The organism is Acidovorax sp. LjRoot194 (assembly GCF_964253015.1).
In the GTDB taxonomy this organism is placed as follows: domain Bacteria; phylum Pseudomonadota; class Gammaproteobacteria; order Burkholderiales; family Burkholderiaceae_C; genus Acidovorax.
On the sequence record NZ_CAXUQB020000001.1, the window covers coordinates 4,021,916 to 4,039,177 of the forward strand.

The window sequence follows — 17,262 nt, forward strand, 5'->3', positions numbered from 1 at the left end:
CACCAGGCACCACGCGTGGGCGAAAATGCCGCATGCCCTCCTTCCGCCCCGAACCCCCTTACACCCACGGCCAGGCCGAGCGAACCGCAGTGCTGCTGTGCAACCTGGGCACGCCCGACGCAGCCACCGCGCCCGCCGTGCGGCGCTACCTGGCGCAGTTCCTGGGCGACCACCGCGTGGTGGAGATCCCCAGGCTGGCGTGGCTGCCCATCCTGCACGGCATCATCCTGCGCACCCGCCCTGCCAAGTCGGCCGCCAAATACGCCAGCGTCTGGACGGCCGAGGGCTCGCCCCTGGCGGTGTGGACGGCCAGGCAGGCCACCCTGCTGCGCGGCTGGCTGGGCGAGGCCGGGCACGCGGTGCTGGTGCGCCACGCCATGCGCTACGGCAACCCCTCCATCGACAGCCAGCTCGACGCCTTGAAGGCCGAAGGCGCCACGCGCATCCTCATCCTGCCGCTGTACCCGCAGTACTCCGGCACCACCACCGCCAGCCTGTTCGACGCGGTGTACGCCTGGGCCGCACGCACCCGCCACGTGCCCGAGCTGCGCTTCGTGAACCGCTACCACGATGCCCCCGGCTACATCGACGCGCTGGCACGCACCATCGAAACCCACTGGAAGCACCACGGCCAGCCCGACCAGCTGGTGATGAGCTTTCATGGCGTGCCCGAGCGCACCCTGCACCTGGGCGACCCCTACCACTGCGAGGCGCGCAAGACCGGCCGCCTGCTGGCCGAGCGCCTGGGCCTGCGCGAAGAGCGCTACCGCATCACCTTCCAGTCGCGCTTTGGCAAGGCCAAGTGGCTGGAGCCCTACACCCAGCCCACCATCGAGGCGTTGGGCAAGGCCGGCACGCGGCGGGTGGACGTGGTGTGCCCCGGCTTTACCAGCGACTGCCTGGAGACGCTGGAAGAAATCAACATGGAAGTGCGCGAGGCTTTCCTGCACGCGGGCGGCCAGGAGTTTCACTACATCCCGTGCCTGAACGACAACAACCACTGGATCACCGCGTTGTCGCGCATCGCCCAGCAGCACCTGGCCGGCTGGCCCACCGAGATGCCCGGCGCCGCAGCCCTTGCCGACGCCAAAAGCCGTGCGCTGGCCGGCGGCGCCCCTGCAGGGCAGTGCCCGGTGGCGCGCGGCTGAGGCCCAGGCCCGCACGCGGTCTGACCGTGGCCCGCTCAGACCAGTGCCCAGCGCGCCCTTCGGATTACTATCATTTTGATAGCTTCCACCGCCCTACCATCCAGCGGTAGGCAGCTATTTGACTTCATAACCCCAAGCAGGCACCGTGTGACGCACCCGCCTGCCGCCCGCCCGCCCCCATGCCCGCCTTGCCCCTTGCTCCCCACCAGCTGCGGCTGACCATCGACCCCGCCACCCTCGGCTTTGCCAGCACCGCCGAGCTGCAGGACCTGCCCCTGCCCTGGATCGGCCAGGAGCGCGCCCACGCCGCCGCGCAGTTCGGCCTGAACATGCTGCAGCCCGACTACCACCTGTTCGTGCTGGGCGAAGTGGGCAGCGGCCGCGCGTCGCTGCTGCGCCAGGCCATGCAGACGGCCGCTGCAGCACGGCCCGTGCCGCCCGACCTGTGCTACCTGCACAACTTCGACCAGCCCGACCGCCCCCGCGCCCTGCGCCTGCCGCCCGGCCAGGGCCGCGTGCTGCGCCAACGCATGGCCGACATGGGCAAGAACCTGCAGGCCGACATCCCGCGCCGCCTGGCCAGCCCCGACTTCAAGGCCGACGCCGAACGCATCGAGCAGGCCTGGCAAGAGCAGGAGCGCAGCGCGTTCGCCACGCTCGACGCCTTTGCCGAAGCCCGCCAGGTGCGCCTGTCGCGCGAGAACGGGCAGATGGTGTTCACCCTCATCGGCCCCGGCGGCCTGCCGCTGTCCGAAGCCGAAGCCCGCACCCTGCCCCGCGAGCGCCGCGCCGAGATCGACACCGCCGAACACGCGCTGCGCGCCGAGATCACCCGCTTCATCGAGACCACCCGCCCGCTGGAGCGCGCCCGCGACGAGGCCCTGGCCCGGCTGCGCCGCCAGACCGTGCAGCCGCTGGTGCAACACGCCCTGCATGACATCCACCAGGGCCTGAGCGAGCCCGTCATCAAGGACGCCGTGAAGCTCGGCCAGTGGCTGGACCAGGTGGAACACGCTGTGCTGCAGAACATCGACCTCTTCGAGAGCGGCGACGACAGCGATGCTGGCGACGATCGCAATGACCGGAACGGCAACGACGGCAGCAGCAGCAACAACAGCAACAGCGAAGACGCCGAGCAGGACCGCCAGGACGCGCTCGACGACCTGCTGGCGCGCTGCAGCGTGAACCTGGTGGTGGACCACCACGGCCAGACCACCGCCCCCGTGCTGGTGGAAGACCACCCGACCCTGCGCAGCCTGTTCGGCGGCATCGAGCACGGCAGCGAGTCCGACACCGTGCAGGCCGACCATGCCGCCATCCACGCGGGCAGCCTGCTCAAGGCCCACGGCGGCTTCATCCTGCTGCACCTGTACGACCTGGCCGCCGAAGAAGGCCTGTGGGCGCGCCTGCGTCGCTTTCTGCGCTGCGGCCGGCTGCAGATCGACGAAGGCAATGCCGGATCACATGCAAGCGGTGGTGGCGGCGGCGGTAGCGGTGGTGCTGCCGCGGCCCTGCAGCCCGAGCCCGTGGATGTGGACGTCAAGATCGTGCTCATCGGGTCGGTGGACGAGTACTACGCCATGCAGGAGTCCGACCCCGACGCCGCACGCCGCTTTCGCGCCAAGGTGGACTTTGCCGAGCGCTTTGCCGCCACGCCTGGCACGCGCCACGCCACCGCGATCTTCGTGGCCCACAGCTGCCAGCGGCGCGGCCTGCCCCACTTTGCGGCCGGCGCCGTGGCCCTGCTGCTGGAGCAGACCCACCGCGACGCCGACGACCAGGGCCGCCAGAGCGCGCTGTTCGCCCACACCGAGGCCCTGCTCATGGAAAGCGCCGCGCTGTGCCGCGCCCGCGGCGGCGCGCTGGTGGAGGCGCCCGACGTCGCTGCCGCGCTGGCCGCCCAGCGCCTGCGCCACAACTACCCCGAAGAGCAGCTGCACGAATCCATCACCGAAGGCGAGCGCCTGATCACCCTGCAGGGCGCCGTCACCGGCCAGATCAACGCCATGACGCAGATCGACCTGGGCGACTACCGGTTCGGCTTTCCGGTGCGCATCACCGCGCGCACCTTTGCCGGGCAAGAGGGCCTGCTCAACATCGAGCGCGAGGTCGACATGTCCGGCCCCATCCACGACAAGGGCGTGCTCATCCTGCACAGCTACCTGACCGCGCTGTTCAGCCACGTGGCGCCGCTGGCGCTCAATGCGTCCATCGTGTTCGAGCAGGAATACAGCGGCGTGGAGGGCGACTCCGCATCGTGCGCCGAGCTGTACGCCCTGCTGTCCAGCCTGTCGGGCCTGCCCCTGCACCAGGGCATCGCCGTGACCGGTGCGCTCAACCAGCACGGCGAGGTGCTGCCCGTGGGCGGCATCAACGAAAAGATCGAAGGCTGGTTCCAGGCCTGCGTGGCCGCCGGCCTGGACGGCACCCAGGGCGTGCTGATCCCCAGCCGCAACCGCCGCCACCTGATGCTGGACCGCAGCGTGCTCGACGCCGTGGAGCGCGGCCTGTTCAGCGTGTACACCATGGGGCATGTGAGCGAGGGCATTGCGTTGCTGACCGGCGAGGCATCGGGGATGAGCCCGGCGGAGTTGCTGAGCCCCGTGGCCGATGCCCGTGAGAATGCCGCCCATGCGCCCCATGCTGCGGGCGCTGCGGGCGTTGCGGATGTGCAGGCGACGGCCGTGGAAGCCACGGTGCTGCAGCGGGCCGAGCAGACGCTGCGGGCGTACCGGCGGGCGTGCCAGACTGCGGGGTACACCCGGCGGGCAAGGGGCCAGGGACGGTGAATGGATGCCCGGCGTGTGCGATAAAGTCGTCACTCGACCTTCCCGATACGCCATGAGACCCACACCCCTCGACGCCCCAGCGCGGGACACCGCGCGTGAGCAGGAGCGCATCTACGTCCTCGAGTGCACGCAGCTTCTGGACACGGAAGACAGCGAGACATTCGATCGCATCACCCGGCTGGCAACGCATGTGTTCGACGCGCCCATCGCCCTGGTGTCCCTGGTGCATCAAGACCGCCAGTGGTTCAAGTCACGCTGCGGGTTCGACCTGAGAGAGACGGACCGAGACTCCGCGTTCTGCGACCGCACCATCGAGCTGGGCAGCGTGCTGGTGGTGGAGGACACGACCCAGGACGCGCGCTTTCACGACAACCCCCTCGTCGTGGGCCGCCACGCCATCCGCTTTTACGCCGGGGCGCCCCTGGTGCTGAACTCCGGCCACGCCCTGGGCAGCCTGTGCATTCTCGACCGGCGGCCCCGCACCTTGGACCGTGCGCAGCGCCAGCGGTTGGCAGAGATGGCCGCCATGGTCGTCACGCAGATCGAGCTGCACCAGCGCGCGGGCCGCGTCAACGAAGTCACCCGGCTGCCCAACCGCGCACAGCTGGTGGACGACCTGGAGCACCTGTGCCGGGACTACCCCGGGCAGCAGCGCGTGCTGATGCTGGTGGACGTGATTGGGCAGGCAGCACTGCACGCCGCCGTGCGGGCCATGGGCATCGAGCCCCTGGAGCATGCCCTGCGCAACATCGCGGCACGCCTGGCCGCTGCGCTGCCGCCCGGCACCATGCTCCACCACGTCAGCGAAACCCGGTTCTCGATCCTGCTCGGCGCCGGGCCGCGCGAGTCCAGCGAGCGCGCCGCCATCGACCTGCTCAACCACATGCGGGAGCGGTTTGACAGCGGGGGCGTGTCCATCGAGCTGCGCGTGCAGGCGGGCCTGGTCGAGTTCGACCTCAACGCCGCCAGCGCAGCCGACGCCCTGCGCAAAGCCAGCTCGGCCATGCACGAGGCCGCGTCCAGCGAGCAAAGCCACATGTGGCACGACCCGTGTTTCGACACCGCACACCGGCGTGCCTTCAATCTGGCCCGGGGCGTCTCGGCCGGGTTGGTGCGCGGCGAATTCCGGCTGGTCTACCAGCCCAAGCTCAACCTCTCCCTGGGCGCCTTTTCTGGCGTGGAAGCCTTGGCGCGCTGGACCCACCCCCGGTACGGTGTCGTGCCCCCGGGCGACTTCGTGCCGCTGGTCGAAGAAACCGCCCTGATCCACGAGTTCACCGAATGGGTCTTGAACACCGCCCTGGCGCAGCTGGCCCTGTGGGAGCGCAGCGGCATCTCGCTGACGATGGCAGTGAACGTCTCGTCGAAGAACCTGGAGCGGCCCGGTTTCGTGGACTTTGTCCGCGAGGCCTGCGCACGCCACGGAGTCTCGCCGACGCATCTGCACATCGAATGCACCGAGAACGCGATCATGACCAGCCAGGCGACGCTGGACGCCCTGGGGCACCTGAAGGCCCTGGGAATCCAGATTTCGCTGGACGACTTCGGCACGGGCTACTCCAACCTGGCGTGCCTGTTCGATTTGCCCGTGGGCATGTTGAAGCTCGACCAGTCGCTGGTCATGCCGATCGAGACCAGCCCGAGGGCGCTGAAGCTGGTGCGATCGCTCATAGACCTGGGCCACTCGATGGGCTACCGCATGCTGGCGGAGGGCGTCGAGACGCAAGGCGTCCTCGACCTGCTGGTGGCGGCCGGGTGCGACGCCATCCAGGGCTACTTCCTGTCCAAGCCATTGGAGGCAGACAGCATCCCCACGTTTCTCGGCACCCACCGGGTGGGCGACCTGCTCCAAGCCGCCGACGGCTCTCCCCGATCTCCGCTCCCCAACACCTGATCGCCCAGGGCCGGCGTAGCCCGGCCGCCTGCGCAAGGGCTTCGGCAAGGCGTCCGGTTCAGACCCACTGATCGTTGGCCACGGTGCGTGCCCCCGGCGCGCCGTCGCCCGTGTTCACCACGCCCCGCGGCTCGATCAGCAGCATCTTCACTTCGGCATCTGCGCAGGGCTGGTGCTCCACGCCCCTGGGCACCACCGCCATCTGCCCCGCGCGCAGCACGATGACCCCTTCGCCACCCGCACACTCGCCGTCGCCAGCGCGATCGCCATCGCCATCGCCATCGCCATCGCCAGCGTCAGCGCGACCGCGGGTCGCGATCTTCAGCTCGCCTTCCAGCACGACGAATGTCTCGTCGGTGTCGGCATGCACATGCCACGGAAACTCTCCCTGCACCTTCACCACCTTGAACTGGTAGTCGTTCATCTCTGCAACAACGCGCGGCTGCCAGTGGCCATCGATGCCGTCGATCTTCCGGACCAGGTCAATGGCCTGGCTTTGACCGCGCCCGGCCGGAGCCGCCGTGGGGTTGAGGGGCATGGACATGGGTCGCTCCTTCCTTGGAAAAAGAAGCCGAATCTACGCAGCGTTGTTCACCCTGTATTGAACGTTCGTGGCTCGCCCCTTCATCCATCCATCCGTTCATTCATCCATTCATCCACCCATCACTGCGCAACCCGCCCGCCGGAGGCCATGCGCAGCCACCGACCCGGTGTCAGCCCGAAGGTCTTGGTGAAGTGGCGGGTCATGTGGCTCTGGTCGGCAAACCCGGCGGTCGCGGCAGCGTCGGCCAGCGACGCATCGCCCATCAACATGCGACGCACCACATCGAGCCGCCGCATGGTCTGAAAGCGATACGGGCTCGTGCCGAAGAAGATGCGAAAGTCGCTCGACAGACTCCACCGGTCCCGCCCCGTGGCTGCCTCCAGCTCGTCCAGCGCAATGACCCGGGCCTGGTGGGCGTGCAGGTAGTCGTAGGCACGCTGCGCGGCCAGAAAGTCGCCCTGGGGCAGCCGCGCAGGGGCGCCCGCCACGGCTTGCAGCGCATGCGCCAGCTCGGCCACGGCATGGCTGTGTTCCAGCGGCTCCGGCACCGTGTCGATGTGCCGCAGCAGGTGGTGGGTGGCCATCGCCAGGCGCGGGTCGGTGGTCACGCCCCCTTCGATGAACGGCAACGCGCGCCCCTGGAGCACCGCCTGGATGAGCGCGGGCTCCACATAGACCATGCGGTACTGGAAGCCCTCGTCGGTACCGGCCTGACCATCGTGGACCTCATCGGGGTGCAACACCATCGTGTGGCCCGGCAGGCTGTCGCGCCGGCTGTGGCGGTAGTTGAAGCTTTGGACACCTGCCAGCGTGCTGCCGATCGCGTAGGTGTCGTGGCGGTGCATCGCATAGGCCTTGCCATGAAAGCGCGCCTCGATGCGCTTCATGCCGTCGATGGGTTCGGCGTGCCTGACCCACTCGAGGGGTGCGGGTGCTGGGAGCCGGCTCATCAGGGCATTGTAGGCAGGGGATGGCGGCAGCGATGTCGATAAGCCAACGCGTACCGAGCAAGGTGAAGGGCGACACCCGCGCACAGTCGTGCATGCACGCATGCAGAGTCGCCCACCCAGCTTGAACCGGTAGATCGGTAGCGCCACGCCACAGGCCGGTTCACCCCTGGCATTCGACACGAGGCGGCTGCGAGCGCTGCACGACGAACCCCACCCTGCACCCGCTGTGCTTTCTGCTCTGCTCGGCTGGGGCCGCATGTGGCCGCGTGTGAAGCCCCGAAGACCGGTGGCGCACTTCATAATCCAGCGCCGCCCCCGCCCGTTAGAGATGCCGACTTTTGATGATCATCATGGATAAATTCTTGCTGCAGCAGCAGGTACTGGAACGCCTCGCCGAAGACCTGCTGCAGGCCGAGGAGGCCGTGCGGGCGGCCCATGAAACCGCGACCCACGAAGAGAACATCGCCGAAAACAAGTACGACACACTGGGCCTGGAAGCCGCCTACCTGGCCACCGGCCAGGCCCGCCGCGCCGAAGCCATCCGCCAGGCGATGGCCCATTGGCGCCAGTTCCGCCCGCACCCCTATGACGCCAGCAAAGGCATACAGCTGGGTGCGCTGGTCTGCCTGGTCGATGCTGATGACCAGCAGCAGCAGCAGCAGCAGCAGTTGCTGCTCTTTCTCGGGCCGGAGGGAGGCAGCATGAAGCTGGCCTTCGGCGGTCACACCGTGCAGGTGATCAGCAGCGATGCCCCGTTGGGCAGGGCCGTGCTGGGCAAGTGCGAGGGGGATGAAGTGTGGGTACAGGTTGCGCTCGTTCGGCAGGAGTTTGAGGTGCTGCGGGTTGATTGAGCGGATGGCAAGTTCACGCCTAGTTCTTCAGCAACTGCTTACCTTGGTCGGGATGGGAGCGTGAATTCGGCCACCTCTAGAACAAGCAGCAACCCTTGGTCGGACTGAAACGCACGGACTGAACATCGACCGCGACGACGTCTGCAATGCAGCGTTTGCGGCCAGTGGCCGCGCGCACGCGTGCTCGCCCTGTCCAGCATCAAGCAGTCGTTCTCTACGGCTACAGGGCGATGGCCCGACGGGCCACTCTACGAGGCAATGCAATCGAGAATGACTCAAAGATATTACCTATATCTGCGACACTGACTGATCGTCAATAAATCAAGGCCTGCGGCAGGGCCTTCAAACGCGCGGATGAATGTTCCCACGCTTCAATGGCACGAGCGCCTCTACCATCGCGATGCGCTGCGTGCCGGCCGTTACGCTGCGCTGGCAGATGCCGAGGGCTTTGATGCGATCTGTTTTGCGCTCGAGGCACTAGGCCTACGGCTTTTCGGCCGCAAGAAAAACCTGGGCCAGTATGAGCAAGCGCTTGCTGAATTGGCCAATGCGTCAGTCGTACTTTCTCGACTATCAGAGACGCATCCTGGACGTTTCTGCACCTTCTCGGCGCTTTTTGCGGTGGTTAAAAAAGCGAGGAACGACGCGATGCATACCGGTGTCTTCGCACGGCATGCGACGGCAGCAGCCATCGAACTCTGTATCGGCCTAGAAGAGGCACTCATGAAAGAACAGCAACTCCCTCGCCAGGCCGTCAAGGACTTCATGGTTAAGTCACCCGTCGTGCTGGAAGCTTGGCAGCCGGTCGCGTACGCACGGCAGCTGATGCTCACGCACTCCTTCTCGTTTCTGCCTGTCTTCAAGGATGGGTGGAAGCTGCTTTCTGAGAACGGTCTCGCCAGGTACATGCTGGCTAGCAAGGACTGGGCGGGGGCGCTCGCGCGCACGATTGATGAAGCTGCCCAAGAGCTCGACTTGCTGGAGGCTACCGTTGTTGGCCCCACGGATGAGGTCCAGAAGCTCCTCGCGGATGACCTGGGAAAGGAAACGCGGCTTTGGCTTGTCGAAGAAAAGCAGGGTAGGCTCTGCGGCGTTCTTTCTCCTTTCGAACTGATGTAGCTGTCAAACCTTGTAGGCTCGTGGCTAGAAGGACGAGCTGCGAGGCACGCAGCTAATGGTCCTGGAACGCCGTAAGGGCCAGCTTCGCAGCGATTGGACAATCACTTTACAGCCCCCGGTCGCCCAACGCTAGGCCAGTACCCCACCAGATGCCTCTTCCGTCTCAAGAACGTAACGGCGCAGCTTGTCCGTCAACTCCCGCCGGCGAGCCTCGCCCGCGTGGTGAAGCTCCCTATGGCAGTTCGGGCAAACCGACGCGGCGTTGTCAGGGGTATCGGGGCCGCCGTTGGCTAGGTGCACGATATGATGGGACTCAAGGTAAGGCAACTCGTCCTTGTCTGTGAAGGGCGCTTTCTGGCGGCAGCACTCGCATAGTCCCTTCGAGCGCCGAAGTGTCCAGGCCTTAACGGCTGGATCGCGGTCGAAGACCATGCCAGGAGCCGGCCGCTGCAACGGCTTCCGCGCCCCCGCTGGGCGCTTCAGCGGGCCGGTCCTTTGGACCAGGGCGGCCGAGCGCCTCAATTCCGTTCGATCCGACTGTGGCTTGGCCGCCCGGCCAGCTAGGAGCTGAAGGAACCCCTGGTACGCACTGCTCAACTTGACCTGGCTGACGGCGTTCTGTCCGAATATGCGGAGGTCTCGAAGGGCGGGAATGGTGATGGGCGCCTCCCTTAGGTCGTACTGCCAGACCACGGCGCGGTGGTACTCCTCCGACTCCTTCGGATTGACGAGGTCATCCCCGTGAACCTCCACAACGACGTCATCGACTGCGCGCCCAACCGCCGCAATGCCACGCCCATTGACGTATAGCGCCAGCAGGTCGCCTTCGCGAGGGCGCTTCAGGCCGTTGCGGTATCGCTGACCACCGCTTGTGACGGCGATGCCCCTGTCAAACCAGCGATGCTCGGCGTCAACCGCATCGTCTTTGAGGTCAGTGTTGATGACGAAGAGATTCATGTTGGAGTTTTGCCTGTGGGGATCAGACGCACACGGTGCCGCCCCTCACCGCCTCTGCCTGGATGTGAATCGACCAGCTTTTCCTAGATAGCGGCAACCCTAGGCGGTCACTGCTAAAAGGCGCTGCCTGACCGGTGAATTGGCCTCAAGTCGACAGTAGAACTGCGGCGGATGGAACCCCGGAATGGCTGTCCGAAGGGCTTCAAGCGTGATGGGCTTCTTCAATTTCTTGGCGCCAGACAGCGCCATCGCCGACGCCACAGCCACCCCGTCAAAGTAGCTCATGAACTCGGACTTGCCGAGGCCTGAGACGGAGCTGTATTTACGCCAGACGGTGCTCGGCGCGGCCGAGTAGATCGTGCCCACGGTCGCAAAACCAACGACTGCACCTACAGGTTTCTTCACGTAGAACCAAATCGTCGAGCCTGGCTCAACGTGCATGGTTCTGCGCCTTAGCTCCACTTGCTTAGTACCAGCGAGGATGTTGTTTGCATGGCGCTCGTCAAGTGATATGAGCACATGCTGGTTCGGTTGCATCAAAGGCCTTTTTCTAGGATCGCCTGAACCTGCTCGGAAGACAGTCGTTGGCAAGTAATCAGTTGGTAGGCCTCGCCGCAGTTCAAAGCCTTGAGCTCATGCAGCGGTACAGGCCTGGGCAGGCGCAACACATTGTCGAACACCGTGATGGTCTTGGTCTTCGCGACCCCGATGCTGGAAAGTTGGGTGCTATCCAGCACCGATGGCGCCAAGTCGTCGGCCTGCATGGCAGACTCATCGCGAAGGTAGGCACGTAGTACGCGACCAACCGCAATGACAGCGCCGGAACCTCCGTTCTTCACGGGCTCGTAGAAGAACATCAAATCACCGCGCGAATAGTTCTTAAGTGTCTTCTTGTCGCTCAGGTAGTGGCGCAACGGTGCAAGCTGGGCCTTTCCTTGGGGTAGGAAGGAGTCCTGCGGTGAGTCCGCCAAGAGATGCTCCTCAAATTGCTTTCTCAGGGGGACCATCACACCCTCTCTACCTGGCAAGCACATGAGCATCGGCGCCAGCAGGGACTCCAACTTGAAAAGCGGGACCAAGACTTTCTGCCCGTCCGGTCGAATCACTGAAATCTGCTGATCGACGTGCCGGAACAGTGGGGGCGTGTCTGGCAAACCTAGTTTGCCCACTGCCGCCAACGATTTGCGTCCGACATCCCAGTTACGTTTAGTCATACGCCCTTTGGCGACGATCTTCTGAAGGTCGTCCGACGTCGATGAGGACGCCACATAGCCAAAGGTTGCCGCGACTTCGCGAAGCGTGGCTTGACGCGGAGGACAGCTCAACCGCACCCGGCCGACATCCCCTGGTTTTACGATGCTCAGAACGTGTCGGAGCAAGGTTTGGGCAATCTCATATGCGTCTCTCTGGTCCTCGGCAACCGCCGCAAAAGCTCGAATCTCCTGTCCTCGAACGCTCGTCGGCATTACTAAGTAGCCAGCGACGACACCATTGCATCGCGCCACGTGGCGCAAGCACGCCGAATTATCGGCCTCAGTGGCGGCCCATTCGTTAACCTGGGTCGCAGTGTCGAGGCCAAGGTTCGTCAACAGACTCCGAACGGCCGTTGCATCGCTTGCCGATGCAGGTTGCACTTCGATGATGTCCGTACTATGGGCCTTGTGCACTACAGGACTCGCGGTGTGGTCGGGCTCGACCTGAAACAGCTCAGGCGAAATTGCGTCCACTCCAAACTGCCTTCTGAGCTCAGGTGCCCGCTCAAGAATTCGTCCATCGCTGGTTATGAGCCCTGGCAGGCCGTGGTGAATAGCCGTTGCGAGGTGTTGCAGGTCAGACTTGTCATTCTCCGACAGCGAGCCCGACGCATGGCGCTGGGGAAACACGATTGCCGCAAGCATCGGCGAAAGGCGCCCCCACTCGTTGTCTGGTGGCGTCGAGAACTTCGCAAGTGTTCCTACGAACGAGAGCATCGGATCCGTCTTTCCGTCGTGGGCCGTGCGGCGCAGCTCCGTCTCAATCTCGCTGCTAATCGCCAGTGAACATGTCCGCATCCGCTCGGCCCTGAAGACACTCATGGCTAGTTCGTACCGAGGCCGGCGAGGCCCGAGGTCGAAAAGCACATTCAAGTCCAGAAGGTAGAGCGGTTTGCCCCCACCCTCCAAGGCACCTAGGCCGAGTGGGTCAACGGCGTTGATTCCGCTGGGCGCAAAGAGCTGAGGGGTGTCGAGTTCATGGGCGCGAACCACGATCATGCGATTGCGACTAGCCCCTCCTGGTTCAACTCGTTGGGCGTAGAACCCCTGCGCTTCCCAGAACAAGTTGGCGTCTTTGAGGTCTTCAGCTACCCGGGCATGAATCGAAATGAACTGTGCCTCCGTCGACATGTTCTTCAAGGCATCGAGCAGCATCCGACCGATGTTTCGACTGCGACTGGTCTTAGGAACATAGATCTGCCGCACGTGCGCTTTGGGGAAGCGGAGATCAAACAACAGATGACCGACATACGTCTCGCCGCGACCGTCACTCTCGACCGCTACAAACAATTGCCCTTTGCGACAGAAGGCCGCATAGACGCTGCGCGAGAAAAATCCGAGCGCGTCTCGGTCGCTGTCTGCTGCCTGCACGACCTCTCCCAAGAGCGCCGTAGCAGCACTTGGCTCCGTAACGATCCGGACCACACCTCCGCTCTTTGTCATAGCTCCCCTTTTGGTGTTTTGGGGTAACTGTAACGGAGACGAAAGCAAGCCTGCATTGAACGGAAGCTGGCGAGCTTGGCTCGATTTGAGCGGCAGACTGCTCTCCGACTGTGAGATTGAAATCTGGATGACCGCAACGGGTTGATTGCTGGCGGGAACGAACGACGGCTCGCCCGCGCCACCTTCGGGGCCCTTGGTGCTCCGGGCTGCGTAAGAGATGAACGACGGCTCTCAGCCTAAAGCCGCCCTCCCCTCACCAAGGCAGCAGCTCACCGCCATAGCCATAAAAACCGCCCGTCTCCCCCGCCTCCAACCCATCCAACACCCGCAACATATCGCCCGCCGCATCGCTGGCCCGGCGGCCGATTTCCGCACCATTGAACGGTGCCGACAGCGCCGAGTCGACGGTGCCCGGGTGCAGCGCCACCAGCACGGCCTGCGGGTGGGTGCGGGCCACTTCGATGGACGCCGTCTTGAGCAGCATGTTCAGCGCGGCCTTCGAGGCGCGGTAGCTGTACCAGCCGCCCAGGCGGTTGTCGCCAATGCTGCCCACCTTGGCCGAGAGCACGGCCAGCAGGCCGCGCTCTTGCTTGGGCAGCAGCGGCGCAAAGTGGGCCAGCACCAGCGCAGGGCCGAAGGTGTTGGTGCGGAAGGTGGCCTCCATCTGCGCGTAGTTCATCTGGCCCAGGCGCTTTTCAGGCAGGCCGTGGGGGCCATGCAGCATGCCGGCGGCGTGGATGATGCAGTGCCACGGGCCCTGGGCCTTGAGGTGCTGGGCGGCGTTGGCGATGGTGGCCTCGTCGTCCAGGTCGATCGCCGGGCTGGTGTGGCGACCCAGGCCCACGGCCAAGGCGCAGCGCGGGTCGGCCCGCAGGTGCGCCAGAAAGGCGCTGCCGATGGCGCCGGTGGCACCGATGACGATGGCGCGGTAGCCGTGGGGGAGTGAGTTCATGGGGATGACCAGTCGCCTGGCTGTGTGTCTTGCGCATAGAGCAGGATGCCATTGCAGAGCACTTTGGCCTGATGGTGCGGAAACACATGGTGGCCGCAGTGCTCGGTGAAAACGGCGACGGTGCGGCGGGCTTCGCTCACCAGTGCGAACGCGTAATTGAATTCCACGGCGGATCCATCCATGAGTTCGATGCGAAGGGTTTGGGAGGGGAAAAAGATCAAATGGCCGGGCTTGGCCATGAACGTTTCCACGGTGCAGCCATAGCGGACTGCAAGCTCTTCAGCCCACTCCTGAATGATCTGGGCAGACATACGCGGCACAGGGTACTGATGGAGTTGCATGGCTGGTACATGGGGCGAAATCAAAGCGCACCCAGTCTAGTGCGCAAGCCAGCCGCATGCTCGCGCAGCGCATCCAGCTGCGGCCCTTGCATCTTCTCCACCTGCCGATAAACCATCACCAGCCGCGGGTTCTTGCCCAGCACTGCTTCGTTGCGCGCAAAGAAATCCCAGTACAGCGCGTTGTACGGGCACGCACGCTCGCCCACCTTCAGCTTCGTGTCGTAGTGGCACCCGGTGCAGTAGTCGCTCATGCGGTCGATGTAAGCGGCGCTGCTCACGTACGGCTTGGTGGCCAGCAGGCCGCCGTCGGCGAACTGGCTCATGCCGACGGTGTTGGGCACCTCCACCCATTCGAACGCGTCGATGTACACGCCCAGGTACCAGCGGTGCACGGCGGCGGGGCTCAGGCCCGCCATCAGCGCGAAGTTGCCGATGACCATGAGGCGCTGGATGTGGTGGGCGTACGCGTGCTCCAGCGACTGGCCCACGGCGTGCTGCATGCAGCGCATGCGGGTGTGGCCGGTCCAGAACCAGTCGGGCAGCGGCGCGGTGTGGCCCAGGGCGTTGCGCTCGTCGTACCCGGGCATGTGGGCCCAGTAGATGCCGCGCACGTATTCGCGCCAGCCCAGGATCTGGCGGATGAAGCCCTCCACCGCCGGCAGCGGGGCGGTGCCTGCGCGGTAGGCAGCCTCGGCGCGCTGCACGACCTCGCGCGGGTTCAGCATCTTGGTGTTGAGCGCAAACGACAGCAGCGAGTGGAACAGCCGCGCGCTGCGCGTGCTCATGGCGTCTTCGTACGCGCCAAAGTGCGGCAGCGTGGTGGTGATGAAGTGGTCCAGCCACGCCAGCGCTTGTGCCCTGTTGAGGGGCCAGCGCAGTTGCGCGGCCTGGGGGTTGCCGAAGCTTTGCACGCCCGCGGCTTGGATGGTGGCCCACAGCGCGCTGTGGTCGTGCGTGGGGCGTGCATCGGGCGGGGTGGCGGGCGTGCCGGGCCAGGGCTTGCGGTTGTCGTGGTCGTAGTTCCAGTGGCCGCCTTCGGGCTCGCCCACCTCGTCCATCAGCACGCGGTGGCGCTGGCGCATGCGGCGGTAGAAGTGCTCCATGAGCCACTGCGGGCGTCCTCGGAACGTGTCGGCCACCTCGGTGCGGGATGTGTAGAAGTGCTCGCTGCCCACGGCCTCGACGGCAAAGGTTTGCTCCGCCCCCCAGGTGCGCAGTTGCTCGTCCAGCCGCCATTCGTCGGGGTGCTGGTACTGAAGGCGCTGCGCGCCGTAGTGCGCCATGAGCGCGGCCAGGTTGCCGGGCAGGGACTGGCGGTTGCTCGCGTCGTCGATGGCGACGTAGCGTACTCGGTGGCCGGCCGCGCGCAGCTGGCGCGCCAGGTCGCGCATGGCGGCGAAGATGGCCAGGATTTTTTGCGCGTGGTGCAGCACATAGTCGGTCTCTTGCCGCACTTCCATCAGCACGTAGACCACGCCGGCATCGTGCTCGGCAAACCAGCTGTGCAGGGGGTTGAGCTGGTCGCCCAGCACCAAGCGCAGGGTGTGGGCGCGGGGCGGGGGTGGGGTCATGGGGGTGGTCAAAGGGATGTGGTGTGGCGCTGCCGCTGGATTATGTTCGGGCAGCGCCGAGCGGCACGATGGGTGGGCCCAGTTGCGCAGGCGTGGGTAGCCACGACGCGGGCCGGGGCCAGTCTCCAAGGTGACGCGCGGGGGGGGGCAGCCAGTGTTTTCCCCGACCGGTGCGGGCCGGGCCGCGCTGGATACTGGCCGCGCCGCCAGCGGCGGGTGCGCCCTGTGCGGGCCCGGCTGGCAGGACACATAACGACAGGAGACCCGGCCCATGCCCACCCTTGCAACCCCTTGCGCCCCGCCGCCACTCACGCGCCGCCGGTTGCTTACTGCCGCTGCGGCGGCCTCGGCCGCCACGGCCCCCGCGTGGGTGCACGCGCAGCCTGCCGAGGCCTGGCGCATCGGCCAGACGGCGGCGCTCAGCGGGCCGCTGGCCTTTCCGTTCGTGGAGATGAACAAGGGCATCAACGCCGCGTTCATCGAGGCCAACGACAAGGGCGGCGTGGACGGGCGCAAGCTCGAGCTGGTAAGCCTGGACGACGGCGGCGACCCGGCCAAGGCCACGGACAACGCCCGCAAGCTCGTCGAGCAGGAGCGCGCCTTTGCGCTGCTGGGCTGCGGCGGCACCACCAGCGTGATGGGCGCGCTGCCGGTGGCCATGGCGGCCAAGGTGCCGGTGATAGCGCCGGCCACGGGGTCGGACGCGCTGCGGCCCTTCAACCCGCTGGTGTTCCATGCGCGTGCCAGCTATGCGCAGGAGCTGAGCAAGATCGTGCAGCAGCTGGGCTCCACCGGGTTCACCAAGTGCGCGGTGGCGTACTTCGACAACCCGTTTGGCAAGGCGACGCTGGCGGCGTTCGACGCGGCGGCCAAGGCGTATGGCAACACGGCGTGGAAGGCGTTCCTCGTGACCGAGACGCCCGAGGGCATTGCCCGTGCGGTGGACGAGATTGCGGCGTGGCAGCCCAATGCGCTGACGTCGCTGTCGGTGGGGGCAATGGGGATTCCGTTCTACAAGGCGCTGCGCGCGCGGGTGAAGGCGCCGGCTTTTTCGATTTCGTTCCTGGGCTCGCGCCCGCTGCTGGCCGCGCTGGGCGAGTCGGCCAAGGGCATCACGGTGGCGCAGGTGGTGCCCAACCCCGACAGCGTGGCGATACCGGTGGTGAAGGCCTACCAGGCCGCGCTCAAGCGCGTGGAGGGCAGCGCGCCGGGGTATTCGTCGCTCGAAGGCTATGTGAGCGGCCGCCTGATGATCGAGGCGCTGCGCCGCGCGGGCCGCACCGCGTCGCGCGAGAAGCTGATGGAGGCGCTGCATTCCATGCGGCCGTACGACATGGGTGGCTTTGAGTTGCGGTATGGGCCGCAGGACCACAACGGGACGGATTTTGTGGAGCTGACGTATTTCAATGGGGACCGGTTCAGGCGCTGACGCCGTGACGCCGTGAGGCGG

14 protein-coding genes are annotated in these 17,262 nt (G+C 65.8%); 6 read left to right on the forward strand and 8 right to left on the reverse strand.

Annotation, left to right across the window (positions count from 1 at the left end; genetic code table 11):
• The first annotated feature begins 32 nt into the window (after positions 1-32).
• The 3 genes from hemH (at position 33) to ACSQ3N_RS18230 (ending at position 5,831) form a co-directional block, all read left to right on the forward strand.
• Complete coding sequence (hemH, locus tag ACSQ3N_RS18220; protein WP_056169823.1) at positions 33-1,148, forward strand: ferrochelatase; 1,116 nt, start codon at positions 33-35, stop codon at positions 1,146-1,148.
• A 179-nt stretch (positions 1,149-1,327) separates the two neighbouring features.
• Positions 1,328-3,937: a Lon protease family protein gene (locus ACSQ3N_RS18225; RefSeq protein WP_436147019.1), complete on the forward strand. Its 2,610-nt coding sequence runs from the start codon at positions 1,328-1,330 to the stop codon at positions 3,935-3,937.
• Positions 3,938-3,989: 52 nt separating this feature from the next.
• Complete coding sequence (locus tag ACSQ3N_RS18230; protein ID WP_436147020.1) at positions 3,990-5,831, forward strand: putative bifunctional diguanylate cyclase/phosphodiesterase; 1,842 nt, start codon at positions 3,990-3,992, stop codon at positions 5,829-5,831.
• A 58-nt stretch (positions 5,832-5,889) separates the two neighbouring features.
• Here the strand turns inward: ACSQ3N_RS18230 and ACSQ3N_RS18235 are convergent, their stop codons facing one another.
• Positions 5,890-6,375: a cupin domain-containing protein gene (locus ACSQ3N_RS18235; protein ID WP_436147021.1), complete on the reverse strand. Its 486-nt coding sequence runs from the start codon at positions 6,373-6,375 to the stop codon at positions 5,890-5,892.
• Between the two features lie 119 nt (positions 6,376-6,494).
• Positions 6,495-7,325, reverse strand: coding sequence for an AraC family transcriptional regulator (locus ACSQ3N_RS18240; RefSeq protein WP_436147022.1), 831 nt, complete (start codon positions 7,323-7,325; stop codon positions 6,495-6,497).
• Positions 7,326-7,675: 350 nt separating this feature from the next.
• On the opposite strand from ACSQ3N_RS18240, the gene ACSQ3N_RS18245 reads away from it, so the two are divergent.
• Entirely contained in the window at positions 7,676-8,176 is a 501-nt protein-coding gene (locus tag ACSQ3N_RS18245) for a GreA/GreB family elongation factor (RefSeq protein WP_436147023.1), read from the forward strand.
• A 354-nt stretch (positions 8,177-8,530) separates the two neighbouring features.
• Entirely contained in the window at positions 8,531-9,295 is a 765-nt protein-coding gene (locus tag ACSQ3N_RS18250) for a hypothetical protein (protein WP_436147024.1), read from the forward strand.
• Positions 9,296-9,424: 129 nt separating this feature from the next.
• Here the strand turns inward: ACSQ3N_RS18250 and ACSQ3N_RS18255 are convergent, their stop codons facing one another.
• The 6 genes from ACSQ3N_RS18255 to ACSQ3N_RS18280 form a co-directional block, all read right to left on the reverse strand.
• A complete protein-coding gene (locus ACSQ3N_RS18255; RefSeq protein WP_436147025.1) occupies positions 9,425-10,252 on the reverse strand; it encodes an HNH endonuclease in 828 nt (275 codons plus the stop codon).
• 99 nt (positions 10,253-10,351) lie between these two features.
• The gene (locus ACSQ3N_RS18260; RefSeq protein WP_436147026.1) at positions 10,352-10,789 is read right to left on the reverse strand and encodes a transcriptional regulator; all 438 of its coding nucleotides are present in this window, start codon (positions 10,787-10,789) and stop codon (positions 10,352-10,354) included.
• Entirely contained in the window at positions 10,789-12,876 is a 2,088-nt protein-coding gene (locus tag ACSQ3N_RS18265; RefSeq protein ID WP_436147027.1) for a GNAT family N-acetyltransferase, read from the reverse strand. Before ACSQ3N_RS18265 ends, ACSQ3N_RS18260 begins: the two co-directional genes overlap by 1 nt.
• A 325-nt stretch (positions 12,877-13,201) precedes the next feature.
• A complete protein-coding gene (locus ACSQ3N_RS18270) occupies positions 13,202-13,900 on the reverse strand; it encodes an SDR family NAD(P)-dependent oxidoreductase (protein WP_436147028.1) in 699 nt (232 codons plus the stop codon).
• On the reverse strand, positions 13,897-14,211 hold the full coding sequence (locus tag ACSQ3N_RS18275) for a hypothetical protein (RefSeq protein WP_436147029.1): 315 nt from the start codon (positions 14,209-14,211) through the stop codon (positions 13,897-13,899). The genes ACSQ3N_RS18270 and ACSQ3N_RS18275 overlap by 4 nt, the downstream gene beginning before the upstream one ends.
• Positions 14,212-14,261: 50 nt before the next feature.
• Positions 14,262-15,812: a cryptochrome/photolyase family protein gene (locus ACSQ3N_RS18280; protein ID WP_436147030.1), complete on the reverse strand. Its 1,551-nt coding sequence runs from the start codon at positions 15,810-15,812 to the stop codon at positions 14,262-14,264.
• 271 nt (positions 15,813-16,083) lie between these two features.
• Between ACSQ3N_RS18280 and ACSQ3N_RS18285 the strand changes: the two genes are divergently transcribed.
• Complete coding sequence (locus ACSQ3N_RS18285; RefSeq protein WP_082516997.1) at positions 16,084-17,241, forward strand: ABC transporter substrate-binding protein; 1,158 nt, start codon at positions 16,084-16,086, stop codon at positions 17,239-17,241.
• Positions 17,242-17,262: the final 21 nt, after the last annotated feature.

Excerpts from the sequence above, each read along its gene's own strand:
- ACSQ3N_RS18240 (WP_436147022.1), bottom strand. The coding sequence starts at position 7,325 with ATGAGCCGGCTCCCAGCACCCGCACCCCTCGAGTGGGTCAGGCACGCC.
- ACSQ3N_RS18245 (WP_436147023.1), top strand. The coding sequence starts at position 7,676 with ATGGATAAATTCTTGCTGCAGCAGCAGGTACTGGAACGCCTCGCCGAA.
- ACSQ3N_RS18255 (WP_436147025.1), bottom strand. The coding sequence starts at position 10,252 with ATGAATCTCTTCGTCATCAACACTGACCTCAAAGACGATGCGGTTGAC.
- ACSQ3N_RS18285 (WP_082516997.1), top strand. The coding sequence starts at position 16,084 with ATGCCCACCCTTGCAACCCCTTGCGCCCCGCCGCCACTCACGCGCCGC.
- hemH (WP_056169823.1), top strand. The coding sequence starts at position 33 with ATGCCCTCCTTCCGCCCCGAACCCCCTTACACCCACGGCCAGGCCGAG.
- ACSQ3N_RS18250 (WP_436147024.1), top strand. The coding sequence starts at position 8,531 with ATGAATGTTCCCACGCTTCAATGGCACGAGCGCCTCTACCATCGCGAT.
- ACSQ3N_RS18230 (WP_436147020.1), top strand. The coding sequence starts at position 3,990 with ATGAGACCCACACCCCTCGACGCCCCAGCGCGGGACACCGCGCGTGAG.
- ACSQ3N_RS18235 (WP_436147021.1), bottom strand. The coding sequence starts at position 6,375 with ATGTCCATGCCCCTCAACCCCACGGCGGCTCCGGCCGGGCGCGGTCAA.
- ACSQ3N_RS18275 (WP_436147029.1), bottom strand. The coding sequence starts at position 14,211 with ATGTCTGCCCAGATCATTCAGGAGTGGGCTGAAGAGCTTGCAGTCCGC.
- ACSQ3N_RS18270 (WP_436147028.1), bottom strand. The coding sequence starts at position 13,900 with ATGAACTCACTCCCCCACGGCTACCGCGCCATCGTCATCGGTGCCACC.
- ACSQ3N_RS18280 (WP_436147030.1), bottom strand. The coding sequence starts at position 15,812 with ATGACCCCACCCCCGCCCCGCGCCCACACCCTGCGCTTGGTGCTGGGC.
- ACSQ3N_RS18260 (WP_436147026.1), bottom strand. The coding sequence starts at position 10,789 with ATGCAACCGAACCAGCATGTGCTCATATCACTTGACGAGCGCCATGCA.
- ACSQ3N_RS18225 (WP_436147019.1), top strand. The coding sequence starts at position 1,328 with ATGCCCGCCTTGCCCCTTGCTCCCCACCAGCTGCGGCTGACCATCGAC.